General features: G+C 55.7%; 11 protein-coding genes. 5 read left to right on the plus strand and 6 right to left on the minus strand.

What is annotated here, in order from left to right; genetic code table 11:
• Positions 1-99: 99 nt before the first annotated feature.
• Positions 100-2,175 (minus strand): carboxy terminal-processing peptidase, encoded by a 2,076-nt coding sequence (locus E6C51_RS11895; RefSeq protein ID WP_190236100.1) that lies wholly within the window; start codon positions 2,173-2,175, stop codon positions 100-102.
• 527 nt (positions 2,176-2,702) lie between these two features.
• On the opposite strand from E6C51_RS11895, the gene E6C51_RS11900 reads away from it, so the two are divergent.
• From E6C51_RS11900 to E6C51_RS11910, 3 genes are read left to right on the plus strand one after another with little or no spacing between them, the layout of a single operon-like run.
• Positions 2,703-5,240 (plus strand): c-type cytochrome, encoded by a 2,538-nt coding sequence (locus E6C51_RS11900; RefSeq protein WP_190236101.1) that lies wholly within the window; start codon positions 2,703-2,705, stop codon positions 5,238-5,240.
• A 59-nt stretch (positions 5,241-5,299) separates the two neighbouring features.
• Complete coding sequence (locus tag E6C51_RS11905; RefSeq protein ID WP_190236102.1) at positions 5,300-7,198, plus strand: GMC family oxidoreductase; 1,899 nt, start codon at positions 5,300-5,302, stop codon at positions 7,196-7,198.
• A 23-nt stretch (positions 7,199-7,221) separates the two neighbouring features.
• The gene (locus E6C51_RS11910) at positions 7,222-10,086 is read left to right on the plus strand and encodes a patatin-like phospholipase family protein (protein ID WP_190236103.1); all 2,865 of its coding nucleotides are present in this window, start codon (positions 7,222-7,224) and stop codon (positions 10,084-10,086) included.
• A 200-nt stretch (positions 10,087-10,286) separates the two neighbouring features.
• On the opposite strand, the gene E6C51_RS11915 is transcribed toward E6C51_RS11910, so the two are convergent.
• From E6C51_RS11915 to E6C51_RS11925, 3 genes are read right to left on the minus strand one after another with little or no spacing between them, the layout of a single operon-like run.
• Positions 10,287-11,375, minus strand: coding sequence for a HupE/UreJ family protein (locus E6C51_RS11915; protein WP_190236104.1), 1,089 nt, complete (start codon positions 11,373-11,375; stop codon positions 10,287-10,289).
• A complete protein-coding gene (locus E6C51_RS11920; protein WP_190236105.1) occupies positions 11,375-12,214 on the minus strand; it encodes a DUF4198 domain-containing protein in 840 nt (279 codons plus the stop codon). The genes E6C51_RS11915 and E6C51_RS11920 overlap by 1 nt, the downstream gene beginning before the upstream one ends.
• Positions 12,195-13,412 carry a hypothetical protein gene (locus E6C51_RS11925; RefSeq protein ID WP_190236106.1) on the minus strand — a complete coding sequence of 406 codons (1,218 nt, stop codon included), beginning with the start codon at positions 13,410-13,412 and terminating at the stop codon, positions 12,195-12,197. Before E6C51_RS11925 ends, E6C51_RS11920 begins: the two co-directional genes overlap by 20 nt.
• Before the next feature lie 451 nt (positions 13,413-13,863).
• Here E6C51_RS11925 and E6C51_RS11930 point away from each other — a divergent pair, with 451 nt between their 5' ends.
• Entirely contained in the window at positions 13,864-14,769 is a 906-nt protein-coding gene (locus E6C51_RS11930) for a LysR family transcriptional regulator (protein ID WP_190236107.1), read from the plus strand.
• A 511-nt stretch (positions 14,770-15,280) separates the two neighbouring features.
• The gene (locus E6C51_RS11935) at positions 15,281-17,068 is read left to right on the plus strand and encodes a CocE/NonD family hydrolase (RefSeq protein WP_190236108.1); all 1,788 of its coding nucleotides are present in this window, start codon (positions 15,281-15,283) and stop codon (positions 17,066-17,068) included.
• Between the two features lie 297 nt (positions 17,069-17,365).
• Here the strand turns inward: E6C51_RS11935 and E6C51_RS11940 are convergent, their stop codons facing one another.
• Together E6C51_RS11940 and E6C51_RS11945 are read right to left on the minus strand one after the other, a co-directional pair.
• A complete protein-coding gene (locus E6C51_RS11940; RefSeq protein WP_190236109.1) occupies positions 17,366-18,253 on the minus strand; it encodes a SphA family protein in 888 nt (295 codons plus the stop codon).
• Between the two features lie 282 nt (positions 18,254-18,535).
• Positions 18,536-19,477 (minus strand): LysR family transcriptional regulator, encoded by a 942-nt coding sequence (locus E6C51_RS11945; protein WP_190236110.1) that lies wholly within the window; start codon positions 19,475-19,477, stop codon positions 18,536-18,538.
• Positions 19,478-19,538: the final 61 nt, after the last annotated feature.

The raw sequence follows: 19,538 nt of genomic DNA on the forward strand, positions 1-19,538 counted from the left end.
ATTGAGCGGCTTTCAATCACAAGACTGGGCACAAGACTGGGCGAAATACCGGGGTTATTTTCAATGACCCCGGTTTTTTCCTGTTGGTGCGATCTGTTCTTACTTCTTTTGCAAGCCGACATCATCGGCAAGGATTGCGGCGGCTTCGTTGAGCAGCACGTCCTTGGCATTCTTGCGCGCTGTTTCAAGGGCAATATCAGCGCTCAGGCTGCGCTCGTCCGATTGCATGCCATCATCATTGCCCAATTCCAGCCCGTCATCGAGTTTCTTTCGCTCCTTGAGGCGGTTTGCCTGAGCAGCCAACTCATTTTTGCGTTCGGTTTCGTTGAGCGACACAACGCCTTTTTCGCGAAGCGCCTTCAATTCCGCAATGTCTTCAACAAACCGTTGGAAATCGGCATCGTTGCGCACGCGCTCGTCGTGCAGGCGTTGCAGTTGTGGCAAGCGCGCCGCAATCGTGCCAACGGGCGTATAGTTCACAGGCTTGATCTGTGTCCATGGCAGTGCATTTGGGTAACTCGTTTCGCCGAAGGTTTTGGGATCGTACAGGCCCGGTAAAACAATATCCGGCGTCACGCCCCGCAACTGCGTCGTACCGCCGTTGACACGGAAGAACTGAGCAATCGTCAATTTCAGCTCGCCGAATTTCGGCTTTTTGTTGTTGGCCACCTGATCAAGATTGACCATGGTTTGTACTGTGCCTTTGCCGAAGCTGGGCTCGCCGATAATCAAGCCACGCCCATAGTCCTGAATCGCAGCAGCAAAAATCTCTGAAGCGGAAGCCGAGCCGCGATTGATCAACACCTCAACAGGACCAGTCCAGACGGGGGCGGGCAGATCGTCCTTTTCCACCTTGATCGCACCATCGGCACCACGTTGTTGGACAACCGGACCCTTACCAATAAACAGGCCAGTCAAATCCACCGCTTCGGTCAGCGAACCGCCACCATTGTTGCGCAGGTCAATCACCACGCCATCGGCGTTTTCCTGCTTCAGCTCCCCAAGAAGCTTGGCGACATCGCGGCTTGCGCTTTTGTAATCCTTGTCGCCGTTCATCCGCGCTTCGAAATCCTCATAAAAGGCTGGAAGCGTGATCACGCCGATCTTGCGTGTAACATCACCATCTTTGACCGACAGCATGGTTTTCTTGGCGGCCTGCTTGTCGAGGCTGACTTTGTCGCGCGTCAGACTGATGATACGGTGACCGCCTTCCGGCCCTGCCTCTGCGGGCAAGATATCCAGCCGCACGACGGAATCCTTGGCACCTCTGATCAATTGCACGATCTCGTCAAGACGCATGCCGACCACTTCCTTGATCGGACCGTCTTCACCTTGACCAACGCCGACAATACGATCTCCGACCGCCAGCTTGCCCGATAATTGTGCAGGGCCACCGGCGATGAGCTCACGGATCGTGGTATAGTCATTGCGCTCCTGCAACACCGCACCAATGCCGACCAGCGAAAGCTTCATGGAAATATCGAATTCTGCGGACGCGCGCGCGCCGAAATAATCCGTATGCGGATCAACAGAATTTGTGAACGCATCCATGAATGACTGGAAGACGTCCTCGCTCTTATATTGGGAGATGCGCTCAAGCGAGCTTTGATAGCGTTTGTCGAGGGTGTCGCGAATGGCAGCGTCAGCCTTGCCCGTCAGCTTCAAGCGCAACCAATCGCCTTTGACGCGCTTGCGCCAAAGGTCATTCATTTCGGCTTCAGATTTGAACCACGGGCTTTTCTCACGCAGGAAGGGATAATCTTCCTTGACGCTGAAATCAAAATTCTGCCCCAAAAGACTGCGGGCATACGTCATCCGCTCGCTTATACGCTGCTCATACACGTTGAAAATCGAAAACGGGATATGCAGGTCTCCCTGCTTGATGGCGTCATCAATCCTGGTGCTATCGACCATAAATTTATCAATGTCCGCCTGAAGAAATATCATGCGGTCCGGATCCAGCGCTTTGATAAATCGGTCCAGAATTTTGGCAGACAGGGCATCGTCGAGCGGAACGGGCCTATAGCTGAATCGCTCAAGAAACTTTGCACTCAGCTCAGCAGCTTGCCCTTGTTCCTTCAGAGGTGCCAAAGGTTGCGGCGGTGCCGCAGCCATCGCATATGTCGAGGAGGTGATCGCCAGAAACACACCAAGCAAGCCATAACATTTACGCATTCCACTTAAATCCAATTCATCGTGTCGGGTTATCTGCAAGAACGTTGGCAAAACAAATATGGTTTTTGGCAGCAAAAGGAAAGCTCATCACCCATCCGTCAATTGATCCCGCGGATGGCAACGCGCCTGTCAGAGCAGCCTCAATGACCGTGAACTGTCATTATGATTGTTCTTCAGCTTTTACGCGCGTCTCAAATGGATATGTTTATTTTATGTTCGCGCCATTCACCCGCGCTGATGTTGGGGCCAGTGGCATGCAACAGGCCGATCAATTTGGCGTGTAAGCGCTTGATGATCACCCCATGAAGAGACGTTGCAAGGGCTTCACCGGAAAGCCTTCAGAATCGCAACCTTAAGAAGCATTCGGTTTTGTGATGTATGCTTTGCGATGTACTCTTTTTGGGTGTATTGCGGAAAAATATCACTTGAAAGAGAGTGCGTGATTGCAAATCTACCTGCGCGAGTGTTACCGCTACCTATTAGGGATTTATTTTCTAATACACCTTTTAAGTGTTTAGGGGGCGAAAATGGCGAAACGCAGGTTCTTATGGTGGACCGCTGGCGCGGTCGTTGTTGTGGCGGGCGTTGCCGTCGCAGCAACACTTTTGACGGGCGGTGGCGGCGGAGGCCCAAAACCGGGGCAGGTTAAAGACGAAGCCATGCTGGCTGGCCGCGACCTCAAGTCGTTTCCGGCCGCCGATGAAGATTATTTTGCCAATATGGATGGCGGCTACAAGGGCGTGAAGCTGTCAGCCGACGAGGTAAAAGGCCGCAACAACTGGATTGTCTGGACCGGCGGCAATGATCGGTTGTGGGACGGCCTCACCAATTCTTCCTTTGGCAGTTTTGACCTCCTGAAGACGATTTCCAGCTATCCCGGCCTCAAAGCCACGCGCGACAATCGCTGGGATTATCTCGGGCTTGTCAATGAGCCTTGCTTCAGCAAGCCAACCGGACCCGATCCCGAACATTTTGGCCTGTGGCTCGATGTGCGTGATTCAAAATGCGCAGCCGATCCTTTCGCCAATGCCGATAAATACAAGGGCGTTGCCATTGGCGGGCGTGGCAAGACGGTCGATCCGAAAACCGGCAAAACCCTGCCGGTTGGCTCGTTTTATGGCGAGCCGACGGGCATTGTGGGTTTGCGCCTGTTTCCCAATCCAGCCTTTGATGAGAAGGCGGCCAAGGAATGGGATGCTGAACGCTATTACAATGATCCGAGCTATTACAACCGCAAGGATCTGGTGCGGCCTTACCGTGTTGGCATGGGTTGCGGCTTCTGTCATGTCGGTCCCGATCCGACCAATTCGCCAGCCGATCCGAACAATCCCAAGTGGGAAAACCTGTCTTCGGTGGTCGGCGCACAGTTTTTCTGGATCGACCGTATCTTCTCCTGGGATGCCAACCAGAAAAATTTCATCTTCCAGCTGGTGCATACGGCAAAGCCCGGCACGCTGGATACCTCGCTGGTGTCAACCGATTATATCAACAACCCACGCACCATGAATGCGGTCTACCAGACCAAGGAGCGGGTAGAGCTTGGGCTCAGGCTTGGCAAGGAAAAGCTTGCTGGCGGCGGGCTTGATAACAAGCAGTTCAAGGATTTTCCCGGCTATGAGGCGTTTGATTCAACCTTCAAGGCACCCGATACGGTCTGGACGCCGCATGTGTTGAAAGACGGCGCGGATTCGGTGGGTGTGCTGGGTGCGCTCAACCGCGTCTATATCAATATCGGTCTGTTCAGTGAGGAATGGTTGCTGCACTTCAATCCGCTGTTGGGCGGCAAATCCGTCAGCCCGATCCGCATTGAAGATGGTCGCAAAAACTCCGTCTACTGGCAGGCGACGGAACAACAGACACCGTTTGTTGCCCAGTTCTTCCTCAATGACTCCATCGGTGCGCCGCACAAGCTCAAGGATGTGCCAGAAGGAAAGCAGTTCCTGTCAACCGATGAGGCGCAACTTGCCCGCGGCAAAACCGTCTTTGCGGAAAACTGCGCTGCCTGCCACTCGTCCAAACAGCCGGATTTCCCAGCAGGGGTCGATCCGCGTGACAGTGTCGGGCCGGACTATATGAAGCGCTGGAATGCCTATTGGGGCTATGTCCAGACCCCGGCTTACAAAAAAGCCATGACGGAAATCGCGCTGCGTCCCGACTTCCTCGACGGCAATTATCTGTCAACCGAAATGCGCGTGCCGGTGACCCTTCTGGAAACCAATGCCTGCTCGCCGCTCGCCACCAATGGTATCGCGGGCAATATCTGGGATAATTTCACCTCCCAGTCCTATAAAGACCTGCCCTCGGTTGGCACGATCAAGATCAAGGATCCTTTCACCGGCGAGCAGATGGATTATGCCATGCCTGCGGGTGGGCGCGGCTATACCCGTCCTGCAAATCTGGCCAGCCTCTGGTCGACAGCGCCTTATCTGCTCAACAACAGCGTTGGCAATGAGATGGGGGCCTATAGCCCGAACCCGACGGTCGAATATCGCGTCAACGCTTTTGAGGCGGGTATACGCCAGATGCTGTGGCCCGAGACGCGCAAGAAAGACGAATTCCTTGGCAACAAGGGTGTCGGTGAAATCTATCGCACAGACGCGACCTCTTATCTGGAAGTGCCAGCAGGCTATCTGCCGAATGGTTTGGCCAAGCTCATTGGCCCGCTGGAGCGCTACCTGCCCTGGCTGTTTGGTGATGGCGGGGTGAAGATCGGACCAATTCCGAAGGGCACGCCGGTTAACATCCTCTCAAACCTCGAATTGCGTCTCGATGAGGCCAATAAGATCCAGAACCTCGAGCAGGATGCGAAGCTTGTTTCGCTTCTCCTCAAGATCAAGTCAGACCTGAAGGCGCTGGGTGCCAATGCCAGCGATGCGGATGCCATCAAGGTGTTTGCAAACCTCAAGGGGCCACTTCTGTCGCTCAGCAAATGCGCAGATTTCGAGGTCAATCGCGGCCATTACTTTGGCAGTGATCTTGTGCCGAGCATTGGCGGCGTGCCAGCTCCGGACGGCCTTGGCAATGCCGATAAGGAAGCGCTGATCGCGTTTCTGAAAACCCTGTGAGTGCGAGCGGGGTGGCAACACCCCGCTTTTTTATTTTCCAAAACATCGAGGGTGGGTCCATGGTGGGGACAGATACCAGCACTGCGCTGGACAAAAAATTCGAATATATCATTGTGGGATCCGGTGCCGGGGGAGGGACACTGGCTGCCCGTCTGGCTGAAGCGGGTGCGACGGTTCTGCTGATCGAAGCGGGTGGCGACCCACGCACGTTGAAAGGCGGCGATCCCGCCTATCCGGGCGAAAACCGCCTGCCGGATGATTATGATGTGCCGGTGATGCATCCCTTCGCGTCTGAGAATACTGCCATGCGCTGGGACTTTTTCGTGCGCCACTATTCCAGCCGCAAACTTCAGGAACGCGATCCGAAATTCGTTCCCGAAGAGGATGGCGTGCTTTATCCGCGGTCTGGAACGCTCGGCGGCTGCACTGCACACAATGCCCAGATCTTCGTCTACCCCCACAATGCCGATTGGGATGGCATTGCCGAGTTGACCGGCGACGATAGCTGGAACCACGAGAACATGCGCAAGATTTTCGAGCGCATGGAAAATTGCCACCACCGCTTCTTTCTCTATCGCTGGCTGGCAAAGCTTGGCTGGAACCCGACACGACATGGATGGAAGGGCTGGCTGCGGACAGAAAAGGCCATTCCGCTTGAGGCCCTTGGCGACAGGGAGCTTGTGAGTACGATCTTCGACAGCGCCGTCAAGGCAGGCAAGGCGCAACCCAACCGAGAAGAAGGATTTGACTGGACTGTTCAAGGTCAGGGAGATCCGAACGATTGGCGCCTTGTGCGCAAAAACGCCACGGGTGTTTGCTATCCACCCCTGTCCAATCGCAACCACCAGCGTTTGGGGACGCGTGAGCGTGTGCTGGAGGTTCAGGCGCGCTATCCTGAGCGGCTGACGATTCTTTTGAATACGCTGGTGACCCGTGTTCTGTTTGATGATCATAGTCAGGCCATTGGCGTTGAGGTGATGCAGGGAGAACGCCTGTATCGTGCGGCCTATAACCCGGTCGATGCCGAGCCTCCACGCCGCGAAATCCTCTGCTCCCGCGAAGTGATCTTGTCTGGAGGCGCATTTAACACGCCGCAACTTTTGATGCTGTCCGGCATCGGCCCGAAAGAGCATCTGGAGGAGCACGGCATTCCCGTGCGTGTCGATCTTCCCGGCGTTGGCCGCAATATGCAGGATCGCTACGAGGTGGGTGTCGTCAACCAGATGAACAAAAATTGGGAAGTGCTGAAGGGGGCAAAATTTGCTGCGGGCGATCCCCAATATAACGAGTGGAAAAAACGGCGCGGTGGTGTCTATACCACGAATGGTGCGGTGCTTGCCGTTATCAAACGCTCTTTGCCGGAGCGCCCGCTGCCGGATCTGTTCTGCTTCGGCCTGCTTGGTCTGTTTCGCGGTTACTTCCCCGGCTATTCAGCGCTTTTCCCAGCTCATCTGGACTATCTCACCTGGGCCATCCTCAAGGCCCATACGGTCAATACGGCAGGCTCCGTCACATTGCGCTCTGCTGATCCACGCGACAGACCCCAGATCGAGTTTCGCTATTTCGAAGAAGGGAATGACGAGAACGGGGCCGATCTCGATTCCGTCGTCGCTGGTATCAAATTTGTTCGCACCATGACAGCACCTTTGAAAAGGCTCGGCCTGATCGTCAAAGAACATCTGCCGGGTGAGCAGGTGCAAAGCGACGAAGCGCTTCGCCAATTCGTGCGCGACAATGCCTGGGGCCATCATGCCTCCTGCACATGCCCGATCGGACCGCGTGACCAATTTGGCGTGCTGGCCAGCGATTTCACCGTGCATGGGGTGCGCGGCCTGCGGGTGGTGGATGCCAGTGTCTTTCCGCGCATTCCCGGCTTCTTCATCGTTAGTGCTGTCTACATGATCGGCGAAAAAGCGGCTGACGTTATCTTGCAGCAATCCGGCCGCGCCCGAGGGTAACCAGAAACCTTAAGGAAGATGTGATGGACAAGGACTTCCTCGGAACACCGATCGACACCGAAACGCTGCTTCGGCAAGAGGCCTTCGAGATCGAGGGTGAGGTCATCTCCCATGATGTTGAAGGCGTGGCGCTGAACCGAAGGCTGAACGGGCTAAACCGCTCGGCACTGTGCATCTCGGGCGGCGGTATCCGCAGCGCAACCTTTGCGCTCGGTGTCTTGCAGGCTTTGGCGACGCACCCGAAAAGATCGGCAAATCAGGCGGCCAACCCCGAGGACGCCCTTCTCGGGCGTTTTCGCTATCTCTCCACCGTGTCAGGGGGTGGCTATATCGGCAGTTGGCTCTCGGCCTGGCTCAGCCGCGAAAGCTTTCGTGAGGTGCAACAACAGTTGACCCAGCGACCGGAGGGGCCAGACGTGGAGCCACCGCCGATCCGGGATCTGCGCCGCGACAGCAACTATCTGACACCGCAGGTGGGGCTGACATCGGTTGACACCTGGACGGCTGCGGCCATTGTGGTGCGCAATCTGGTGTTGATTTGGCTTTTGGTGATTTCAGCCCTTGCAACGGCCCTTCTGTTGCTCAAAATCGTGCTGGTATCGATCTCGTGGGTGGGGGCAACCGGCCCCTTGAGCGATAGTCCAGCCGCGCGATGGACGCTGTTGGGTGCGGGAGCGCTGCTTTTGCTGCTTGGGCAGCGCTACACGCTCACCAATTATTCCCTTGGTAATGGCGAAGGCGGCAACCAGACACGGTTCGTGAAATTTGATCTTGTTCTGGCGGCTCTCGGCGGTGTTTTTCTCACCACCTGGGCCATTTTGCCGATAGGGTGGGATGCGCGAGCGCCCTCGATACCCCTTGTGCTTGCCATCGGTGTCGGTGTGTTTTTCACAAGCTTCGTCTTGTCGTTTCGCACCCATCTTCATCAGCCTCACAATCCTTGGCTCAGGCTGGCGCGGTGGATGGTGGCAGGTCTTGTCTGGGGCGCTGTTGTTTACGCAGGGCTGATGCTTCTGGTGAATACGCTTTATGCCCCGGCGCGGCTTCTGGCGCTTGTTGTGTTCGGCCCGCCGTGGCTGCTGATGGCGCAGATCACGGCTGAGACCATTTATGTTGCCGCCACCAGCAGCGAAACCCGCTCCGATGCGCAGCGCGAGTGGCTTGCCCGCGCCGCAGGCCTTTTTGTTGCGGCGGGCATCGGCGCAACCGCGACCGTTGTGCTTGGTTTGCTCGGCTCACGCCTGATGGATGCCCTGCTTGAGGATACGACCTACCTTTACCAGTCCCTGACGGGCGGCGGCCTTGCCGCAACCGCAGGCATTGCCCTGCTCGGCAGTGGCAGTAGCGGCGAGGGGGCGGAGCGAGGGGTGGTGGTCAGCTCACTTGCGCGGGTGCGCAAGCTTCTGCAGATCGTTGGTGGGCAGGTGTTTCTGGCCCTGTTGCTGATCGTGCTATCCGGTGTTCTCGATTACCTGCTTTTGGGCGGATCGCTGCTGGATCTGCTCTTGGCAAATGCGATCAAAGCGCCTGTCACCATCAGCGATGCCAATACAGAGCTTGATACACTGTTGTTTGGCCAACAGGTTGACCCGCCTGTGTCAGAGGGTGCGTTGCTTCTACACCTTCTGTGCGGCTTCGTGCTTTCGGCGGCGCTGGCCTATGTCGTCTCACGCAGTGTCAACATCAACCGGTTTTCCCTGCATGACCTTTATCGCAACCGGCTGGTGCGCGCCTATCTCGGTGCCACGCATCGCAACCGTAAGCCCAATCCCTTTACCGGCTTCGACCTTGAAGACAACCCGCTGATAAACACCATCTGGCCGCAGGCTGCGGAGCGGGATGCGCCCCGCGTGTCGCGCCTTTTCCATGTGGTCAATTGTACGCTCAATGTGGTTTCCACCCGCAACAAGGCGTGGCAACAGCGCAAGGCAATGTCATTTGTCATCACGCCGCGCCATGCCGGAGCCGCCGATCTCAATCCGCGCAACACCTGGCGCGGCCATTCCGGGCGCTATACCGGTGCCTATCGGCCATCGGCGCTCTATGGCGGCAAACGGGGCATTTCGCTTGGCACGGCCATGGCCGTTTCGGGGGCTGCGGCCAATCCCAACATGGGTTATAATTCGTCACCGTCGATAACGCTTCTGTTTGCGCTGTTCAACATCCGGCTTGGCTGGTGGCTTGGCAACCCCGGGCTACAAGGCAACCATACATGGCGTTTGAGCGGGCCACGTCAGGCAATTCTTCCATGGCTTCAGGAAGCATTTGGCCTTACTACCTCTGATCGGGCCTATATCAACCTCTCCGACGGTGGCCATTTCGAAAATCTCGGTCTTTACGAGATGGTCAGGCGACGTGTTCGATTGATCGTTCTGTCGGACGCGGGCTGCGATCCGGATTTCACCTTTGCCGACCTCGGCAATGCGGTGCGCAAGATTCAAATTGATCTCGGTGTTTCGATCACTTTTCCTCATCTCGATCAATTACAGCCCCGCATCCGCCCCGGCGAAAAGCCAAGCACGGCCCCATATTGCACCATCGGTCACATCCATTATGCCGATGCCGACGGGGGCGGGGAGGATGGCTATATTCTCTACATCAAGCCAAGCTATCACGGCACGGAAGAGGCCGGGATTCGGGCCTATGCCAATGAGGACGAACGCTTCCCGCACGATCCGACCGCCGACCAGTGGTTTGATGAGTCACAGTTTGAAAGCTACCGTTCTCTGGGGTTTGAAATCGTTGATGAATTGCTGTCAGGCATACCAAAAACGGTGCAAGGCGGTGATCTGGAAGCGATTTTGAGCGCGCTTTCCCAGCAGCTCAAGGCGACTGATACGGTGGTGCCTATGCGCGCTGCGTCAAACGGCGCAACGGCCGCCGAATAAAGACTGACACCACAGTTCTGGCCCGAAAACAGTGATCTGTTTTCTGGCCAGAATTTTGAATACTGCTTAATTCCTTAAATCGGAATCGATTTAAGGTGAAAATTATGCAGCAGCTTTAAAGTGTTACAGCATCCTTTGTGCGCCATATATGGCGCACGGTGCTGTAAAAGTGTTACATCGTCACAAGAATTTCCGCACCATCAAAACCCGATGATCCGCTCTGCCGTCCAGTAAAGGCCGATGAGGGCGATGGCAAGCGATGCTGGATAGACGATGCGGGTGCGGTACCACGGCTTGTCTTTCCACCAGAAAAGCGCGAGCCCGCACACAACACCAACAATGGTGAGCTGGCCCGCTTCGACACCGATATTGAACGCGAGGATCGCAGCAAGGCGGTCTTGCGCTGGGAGCCCCAATTCAGTCAGCACACCGGCAAAGCCAAGGCCGTGCATCAGCCCAAAGCCGAAGACCAGTGCGGGCCGCCAGGGTGTCATCCGCCGCACCAGAATATTCTCGATCGCCACATAGCTGATTGAAAGCGCAATCAGGGGCTCAACCACTGTGGCTGGCAGTGCAATCACACCCTCCAGCGCCAGCAGGAGCGTCAGGCAATGGGCCACGGTGAATGCGGTGATTTGCGTGAGCAAAGGTCTTAAGCGTGTTGTCAGAAGAACCAGCCCCAGCACGAACAACACATGATCCGGGCCGCCGGGAATAATATGGGTAAAGCCAAGCTGGACATATTCGCTGACCAGTTGCACCACGGTCTGCGCCTGCTCTGGAGCAAGCGGCATCGCTGCGCTCGGCTGATCTCCGTCAAGCCAGTGGGTGCGTTCAGCAAGTTGCAGAGTGTAGCGACTTTTCAAAAGATCAAACTGCCAGATCATCGATTTGGCATGGTCTGGCATTGCACCTTGCACCTTCAACACCACAAACGCAGGGCGCGTGATATCCGCCGGGATTTCAAGCGTCTCAACGTCTACCGTTATGGGCACCGGCACGGCATCAAGAGTGATATGGAAATGGGAGGGGAGTTCGCCCTGCAACCGTTTGAGGGTTGCAAGCGCGCGCGCTTCATCAAGGTCGCAGCTTGGAAGCATCCCTGCCGCCAACTCCAGCCGGTTGATGAGCGCGGTGGGCGCGGTGGTGACAAGCGCGGTCCAGGATGTGGCGTTCAGCGCAACGACAACGCGGCTTTCGCCGATTTCGTGGGCGGCAGACACTTGAGGCAGCAGCATCGGCAAAAGGAGCGCCAACGAGCGCAAAAAGAGGAGAAGATAGCTTTTCATCAAGTGTGTGGCTTTTCGAATGTGAGGGACGACCAATGGCTTTGCCAATCTTCGCTGCTGAACCAGCCTGTGCGTTCCATCCAGACGATTTGCAGCAACCAGATGCCGCCATGGTCAACTGTCAGCGAAAATCGGCCTTGTGTGTCTGTGCGTATGCTTTGCGGGTGGCGTGGATCGGCACTTGCTCTTGCAATCAGCAGGCCGCCGACAAGGGGGCGTCCGTGCCAAAGCACGCGCCCGGTCACCAAAGGTGCGCGGTCATGCGTCGGATCGCCATCGACGAGGATCTCCAGGGTCTGCCCCACCGCCTTGCTGCCCAAAGAGGGGTCTGCCACCGCCCCGCCAAGCAGGGTTTTTGCATGGCGGTAGAAATTTTCCAGCCCCGGATTCGGGGTCTCGGAGTGCGTGGCTCGCTCACGGATCACCCATTCCAATCCGTGGCTTTCAAGATAGCTTGTGAAGCGATCAGCGGGTAGGGTAACGGTGCCGCCAGCCCCGCTATAGGCAATCAGCATTGTGCGCCCGCCATCCGCCACAATTGTCCCCGCCGGGGATAGTCCGTCGGCACCAGAGATCGGCTGCCGGGTGTTGCTTCCGGTGTAAAATTCAAAGCGGTCTATTGTCCGCGCCCGCCGCGGCACGGAATCGCCGACAAACTCCTCGCCAACTCTCAAATCAATGGCGACGGCGGTACCTGCGCCGGGGGTGAAGCTTGATGGCTCTATCCAGAAATCATGGGCAAAGACCTGTCCCGCAAGCAGCAGCGCCAGCCCAAAAGCCAGCGCTGCCCACTCCGCTGGCCAGCGCCCTTTTTCATCCTCACGTTGTCGCAAGTGCATAGATATTCCGAACCACCTGCCACAGGTGACGCAAGATAAACCGCAAGCCTTGCACCACAGCCCAGGATGCCAAAAGCAACAGGATAACTGCCGCAACGATATAGGGCGTCAGCGAGCGGGTTGGTGGTGGTGCCGGTGGCTTTTCGGGCCATGGTTCGGCGAGATAAGGAAATTCAGACAGGAATGGTTTGTCGTTTGTCGTCGAACGGGGGAAACCTCCTTCGATGAAGGATAAATCCATCAGCAGACAATCGCCTGTCGCACAGGTCTGCGCCACAACGTCATCGGTCAGCAGCCGACCATTCGGGTAGCCGACCTTGAATTGATCCGTGTAGATCATCACATCCGGCTGGTTGTCATATTTGCGCAAGAGAAACGTCGTTTCCATCAGGTCGGCCAACGCACCAGACCACCACTGCTTATTGCCTTTCAGAAAGTTATAGAGATCATTCGTACGCATGGAGTGCTCTATCAGCGCGGGTAATTGCTGGTTGGGAGCGATGGTGTTGAGAAAGCCAAAGCGTGGCAATTGGGTGCGGATGGAGCGCCCGACATGGTCGATCTGCATACCGTCCTTGGCGGTGGTGCCCCACAAAATAAACGTCTTCTGCCCAGCCGGGAAGGCGCTGCGGGGAAGGCTCATGACCATGCTGATGGTATTGACACCGTAAAAGCGCGGAAAATTGAACGGATCGTCCCGCACACCGAAGCTGGTGCGAATATCGGCAGTGTTCTGCAACCCCTCATAGTCGATCCGATCAAGTCCGGCGTCATTGTTGAGACGGATGCGCACCTTGGCGTCGGCATGAAGTTTTGCCGGAGCCGTCACCGTGCCGCCATAACGGGCAACATCGGCTGGATTGTCAAAGGACACCGGCGTGGTCAGATCAAGATTCACCTCATAGGTGTAGGGCGTAAGATCATAGGGCGGCTTTGTACTCAAGGCCCGGCGGACATTGAAGATCAGCACCAGCCGATCGCCATCGGGAAAGAAGAAAAGATCCGTAATATTGCTTTCCGGTCCCATCAGATTGCTGGGGTCTGCATGGTCTGAGGCATTCGCTACATTAGCCCACCCAAGACAGGCCATTATCAAGCCCGCCAATACCCCTTGCCGCCATGGCACCGGGGAAATTTTCTTTCCATGCTGAAAACCGCGCGCCAACCGCTGCGCCATTTGCCAAAGATGCCTGCCCATTTCAGCCTCCACACACATAAGAGTGCATCTTATGCGGTATTTTTATATTTAATACACGCAAATGTAGAGTTATCCGAAACAAAAACACCCTTCAAGGTAGATTCTCTTTTTATTTGCTTCTCGCTATGGTTTATTTTTGGGAGTAAATACAGCGCCGCGCGACCTCGGTCCGTTGGTGTTCCGGCGTGACATGAGGGAATGGGGAGGGCCTAAACACATCGCTTCGGGACAGGTGCTCTGCGTCTGCAAAATGCGCGGTCGTATCGGGCGTGCAGGTCGGTTACAGAAGCGGCATAGTCTTTGGCGGGGCGCTTGATAGCGCCGTCCCTATCCCACCGCCCCTATCCCTCCGTAACTGCGTTGCCATTCATATAAAAAATCGATTACTTAAACATAATCCATCCATACTATGGATGGAGACGGGAAAGCAGAACGCGAAGGGGGACACGAGATGCGATTCCAGGGCCTTGATCTCAATCTCCTTGTAGCGCTCAATGAACTGCTGGCCGAACGCAACCTCACGGTTGCTGCGAATAAGCTGAACCTCAGTCAGCCCGCCATGAGTGCGGCTCTCGCCCGACTGCGGGCCTATTTCGATGATGATTTGTTTAGAATGCAGGGACGTCAGATGATCCCGACCCCGTTTGCCGAAGCGATGGCGACGCCGACGCGCGAGGCGCTGTTGCATATCAAGGCCATGCTGGCAACGCGAGACACCTTCGATCCCACTGTCTCAGACCGTTGTTTCCGTGTCGTTCTGTCCGATTACGCGATGCATATGCTGTTTTGCCGCGTTGTGGCACGCATAGCCCGCGTGGCCCCGAAGATCACCTTCGATCTGCTGCCGTTTGATGAAAAGCCGGACGAGTTGATCCGCCGTGGTGAAGTGGATTTCCTGATTTTTCCGAATGTTTTCCTCTCATCATCATTCCATAAGGAACCGCTCTTTGAGGAAAGATTGGTGGGCGTTGCCTGGCGGGATAATCCCGAAATCGCAGACGCGCCGTCATTTAGACAATATATGTCCATGGGCCATGTCGCCACGCAATTTGGCCGCTCGCACAAGCCATCGATAGAAGACTGGCTTATGGTTGAGCATGGACTGCAACGGCGCATCGAAGTCACGGTTCAGAGCTTTACCGTGGTTCCACATTTGATTGTGGGAACGAACCGCATCGGGACAATGTGTGAACGTCTGGCAATGCAGGCGTCGCGCACAATGCCGCTGCGAATATTTGAACTACCGGTGCCACTTCCTCCGTTTACAGAGGCGCTGCAATGGTCGCAAGTCCACAAAAGCGATCCCGCCGCCGAGTGGGTCCGCAAGATAATTCTTGATGAAGCAAGTCTTTTGTAAAGCACCATTCCTTGGCTGTAGACGCTTCGTCTGCATAACTTGCACCTTCAATCGGAATGGATTTAAGGAGAAAGTTATACATAAAATTGAATAGGTTAGAGCTTTATTTGTCGGTTTTTAAAACGCACGGCGCTGTAATCGGCCTCATCCGGTGCAGATCGGCTCGATCGCGCGCTCTTCATATCATCTCGCCCCGATACCCAGATGATGGGGTGTCACAATCCATCCAGATCTTGGATGTCTGCTATAAAAACAATCGATTTCGTAAATGCCGAAGTCCATGCCACATTTGCGCCCGGGAAGAGAGACCAATCGGCCAGAGTAACCAATCGGCCAGAGTAACTAATCGGCAAGAGTAACCAACACGTTCTGTGGCGCAGTCGTGCGCGTTGCCGCTTGGAAATTATGCAGCTGATTTTAAGTGTTACAGCCTCCTTTGTCGCCGTATATCGCGAGAGGCGCTGTAATATTTTCTCTGTTCCTCATTTTGATCGCATGGAGGAACTTCGCTATGGAAAAATTTATTGATGCGCTCGGACTTGAGGTCATCTTTGACCCCACGACCCCGATGTCTGCGTCCGAGCCACCGATTCCTGATATCGACACCAAAACAGTCGAGCTGAAAACAGGATATGTCCACGTTGAAGGCGCGCTGCCGCTGGCGTGTGACATCGTGTTTGAACAGGATGTTGCAATTCCTCTGCGCGACGGCACCCTTTTATATGGCGATATTTTCCGCCCGGCCCATCAGAGAGATCTGCCGATCATTCTCTCTTACACCCCTTATTGCAAGCGCGGCGGCTGGTGGAATCTCAATTTCAACGCAACCCGGTTTGGTGTGCCTCAGAGCACTCTGTCAGGGTTGCAATCGTTCGAGGCTCCGGATCCGGCCATATGGTGTGATGCAGGTTATGCGGTGGCCGTTGTTGATGCTGCGGGTACATCCAATTCCGGCGGTGACGAAGTGTTCATGGGCACGGCCTCGGGCCGCAATGTCTATGATGTGATTGAGTGGCTTGGACAGCGGGAATGGTCCAATGGCAAGGTCGGCATGGCGGGCAATTCCCAGCTTGGCATGATCCAGTGGGCAGCAGCGGCACTTCAACCGCCCCATCTTGCTGCAATTGCCCCTTGGGAAGGTCTGAATGACAGTTATCGTGACGTTGTCATGCGCGGTGGCATTCTGGATACAAAATTCCATGACAGAGACATTGCCGCCTTCATCTTCGGCCGCAACAATCGAGAAGCGCTGACAAAAATGGCGCAGCGCTACCCTCTCTACAATGCCTATTGGGAGGATAAGCGCCCCGACATCAAGGCGATCACCGTGCCCGCCTATGTTGTGGCAAGCTTTACAAGTGCGATCCATCCCCGTGGAACGCTGGAGGCTTTCCGCGAAATGTCCTCTGAACACAAGTGGCTGCGTGTTCACAACACGCAAGAATGGCTTGATCTGGCTGATGCCGATAATATTGCCGACCTTCGGAAGTTTTTCGACCGATACCTCAAGAATGCCCATAATGATTGGGAGGAAACACCCAAGGTGCGGCTGTCGGTTCTCGATCCGGGTGGCGAAGATCTGGTTGGTCGGCCCGAGACGTCCTGGCCGCTGGAACGTCAGGAATGGCGCAAGCTCTATCTGGATGCACAGTCTTATAGCCTGACGGAAACGCCCAGTGCCTCACAATCTGTCGCCGAATACGCAGGTGATGATCTGACACAATGCGTCAAGTTCACCAAGGTGTTTGAGGAGGAGGTCGAGATCACCGGCTATCTCAAACTTCACCTGTGGGTCGAGGCAGCGGATGCCGACGATATGGATATCTTTGCGGCCCTCTACAAGGAATCGGCTGACGGACGGCGTCTGCATCACATTACGCTTGTCAGCCCACCGGCGCGAGGCTTTGTGAAGTCGCTGGAAAATGATGGAAAGCTGCCTGGAACGCTCAGCTACACCGGCCCGCTCGGCCGCTTGCGCGTGTCCCAACGCGCTATCGATCCCGAGCGGTCAACCTCGTCCGAACCTTTCATCACCCATGCGCGTGAAGAATTACTCACGCCTGGCAAATGCGTGCCGATAGAGCTGTCTCTGTGGCCAACATCTATGGTCGTCCATGCCGGAGAACGTCTGGTTGTTGAACTTGCGGGGTATCCGGTGGGGCCGCCTGCGCACGGAACATTGCCGGGAGCCATTCTGGATTTGCCGACGCGCAATCGCGGCAGGCACCGGATTCGCACCGGGGAAGGGTATGATTCCCATCTGTTGTTCCCAGTCATACCATCTCACCACGGCAAATAACGGAATGATCTTGCGAGAGGGCCGTCTTCTGGCGGCCTGTTTCGGGTTCGGAACGCTTTGCCGCCAATGGAGATGATTGATGGAAATCGCTCTCGCATTTTTGCCCTGGGACCAGCGATCAGCTTTCTGAAACCGGGATTGCCGGTCATGAGCCTGCATACTTCCTTAAATCGACTGGGATTCAAGGAATTATGCAGCAGGAGCGGTCGTGCTTACCGTGCGTGGTAACGATGTGATGAAGCGGCAACTGAAAAACATCGGGCGCTCGATGATTGAAATCATCAAGCGCCCGGCCTCTCAGAATTTTGTGGCGAAATTGACCCAGACAGAATCGCCTTGCGGGCGGTTTTCTGCCACGATGTCATGCTGCCAGGACGCGCTGACCTGCAAGCCCGGATTGAAGGAATAGGTAAGCGATGGACCAAGGGCAAATCCTCGGCCGCGATGCCCATCGGCCGCAACCCCTGGACCACGGTCATCGGCGATCTGCTGAAGATAGTATCCCACAGCACCAATGCGCCACTTGTCCAGGTTCCAGCCGACGGCATAATCCAGCACAAATTCCGTACCGTTCGTGTAGTCGGTATCGTGGTTTTCCGTGTTGAAGATCAAACGCGCCGTCGTTGCGAGTTCCAGACCTTGGGGGTCCGAATAGTGATAGCCGACGGTTGGCTGCACCGACCAGTGGTTGTTGCCGATATTGGCGATGTCGGAGGGGTTATACCTGCCGGTTGGCATTGCCAGGTCCACACCCACGACGAAAGAATTGTATCTATCAGGATGCCAGGCCAAGCCTAAGGTTGTGGTCATATCGGCAAGTCCAAAGGCGCTATCTTTACCGAACGGCACAGACAGGTCCAGATGCACGAGCGGAACGACGACCTGCCCCCAAAGCTGCGCGCCGCCGATTTCGATGTCACTGACATAGAGAAAACGCATGGTTTCCGCCCATGCCTTGACGTTGAAATCAACTGGCACCCTGTTGCCGTTCGAATCATTGGTCCTGTCGGCAGAGAAATAGTTTGTCTGGGAAAGGAAGTAGAGACCCGGGTAGGGAGGAATGCCCGCAGCAAAAAATTGCGCTGCTCCCGGTGAATACTGCGTGTTGCCGTTTTCGGCCGCCTGCGCCTGACAGAGCGCTGTCGTCGCGAGCATCGCGACAAGTCCGAACGTCCTGAATTTCATTCTCCATCCTCCTCACATGAACAACGACCAGGATACCCGCACCAGCAGGCTCCCGCTCGCAAACGCGCACGGGACCTCATCCTCGCAGGAAGCGGGCCTGGTCATCCAGATTGTCTGTTGTTATTCCCCCTTGGCGGCCACCTCACCGCCGGCAGATCGAGATCTTCCTGAGAAACCCGATACAGTCCTTGGTCCGAACTAAGCCGCCGCTTGACAAATGTAAAATGGTCATTGGCAATAGGAGCTATTCGCAGAATAAATACTTGAGGGGGAGAGTATTTGTCAGGTCGCGGAATCCGGGCTTTGCGCAGCACCACCGTCAGCGAGCTCGCGGACCGTCTCATGGATCTGCTCACGAATCCACGAGAGGGCCGGATCGCGTGTGCGATAACTGTGCCACTGAAGCGATTGCCGCAGGGCGGGCAATGCAAAGGGCAGTTCCACGATCTTGATGCCATCAATTTTCGACAGCACCTGCGCCAAACTCTTTTGCACCAAACCGATCCTTCGACTGCCGCGAACAAGCAGCGGAAGCGAGGTGAAGAAATAGGTCGTGACCTCGATCTTGATCTTGATACCAAGATGATGAAAGGCGCGTTGGGCGAAGCTTTCGCCGCCATTTGGTGGCTGCATGACGATATGGCCAGCGGAGAGAAAGTCGGCCTGCGAAATGACACCGGCAGAGAAAGGCCCATCCGCATCGACGACGCAACAAAGCCGGTCTTCCAGCAGCGGTTCCATCGGATGATTGGTGGAACAGAACACTTCAGGCGCAATCAGCAAGTCAGCCTCACCGCGTTCCAGCAACAGATGCGGATGGTTCTGCTGTGGCTTGAGCTCAATCTGGATGGCGGGAGCCAATTTTTCCAGCCGCTGGAGAAAAGGCGGCATGATGGTGAGGACGGTATAGTCGGACACGATGAAACTGAAGCTCCGGCTTGAAGCCTCAGGAGAGAATGACGGGGTTGAAACAACGGCAGCCTCGATTCGGACGATGATATCGCGCACAGCCTGTTCAAGGGACGCGGCCAAGGGCGACAGTTCCATGGATCGGCCAACCTGGATGAGAAGCGGATCGTCAAAATAGTCCCGCAGTCGCCCAAGCGCATTGCTCATCGCGGACTGTGTGATGAACATTTCATCGGCAGCACGGCTGACATTGCGAACACGGATCAGCGTATCAAGCGCCGCCAGCAGGTTCAGATCAAGGTTCTTGAAGCGCATAAGTCTCCTCCCAGGTATTTATGACGTAAATATAAATCATTCATCAAAGCAATTTTGTAAA

This window comes from Gillisella terrae (genome assembly GCF_004801395.1).
GTDB classification, from domain to species: Bacteria; Pseudomonadota; Alphaproteobacteria; order Rhizobiales; family Rhizobiaceae; genus Allorhizobium; species Allorhizobium terrae.

Bases quoted from the DNA above. Each gene is read 5' to 3' on its own strand.
- E6C51_RS11895 (WP_190236100.1), bottom strand. From the start codon at position 2,175: ATGCGTAAATGTTATGGCTTGCTTGGTGTGTTTCTGGCGATCACCTCC.
- E6C51_RS11900 (WP_190236101.1), top strand. From the start codon at position 2,703: ATGGCGAAACGCAGGTTCTTATGGTGGACCGCTGGCGCGGTCGTTGTT.
- E6C51_RS11905 (WP_190236102.1), top strand. From the start codon at position 5,300: ATGGTGGGGACAGATACCAGCACTGCGCTGGACAAAAAATTCGAATAT.
- E6C51_RS11910 (WP_190236103.1), top strand. From the start codon at position 7,222: ATGGACAAGGACTTCCTCGGAACACCGATCGACACCGAAACGCTGCTT.
- E6C51_RS11915 (WP_190236104.1), bottom strand. From the start codon at position 11,375: ATGAAAAGCTATCTTCTCCTCTTTTTGCGCTCGTTGGCGCTCCTTTTG.
- E6C51_RS11920 (WP_190236105.1), bottom strand. From the start codon at position 12,214: ATGCACTTGCGACAACGTGAGGATGAAAAAGGGCGCTGGCCAGCGGAG.
- E6C51_RS11925 (WP_190236106.1), bottom strand. From the start codon at position 13,412: ATGGGCAGGCATCTTTGGCAAATGGCGCAGCGGTTGGCGCGCGGTTTT.
- E6C51_RS11930 (WP_190236107.1), top strand. From the start codon at position 13,864: ATGCGATTCCAGGGCCTTGATCTCAATCTCCTTGTAGCGCTCAATGAA.
- E6C51_RS11935 (WP_190236108.1), top strand. From the start codon at position 15,281: ATGGAAAAATTTATTGATGCGCTCGGACTTGAGGTCATCTTTGACCCC.
- E6C51_RS11940 (WP_190236109.1), bottom strand. From the start codon at position 18,253: ATGAAATTCAGGACGTTCGGACTTGTCGCGATGCTCGCGACGACAGCG.
- E6C51_RS11945 (WP_190236110.1), bottom strand. From the start codon at position 19,477: ATGCGCTTCAAGAACCTTGATCTGAACCTGCTGGCGGCGCTTGATACG.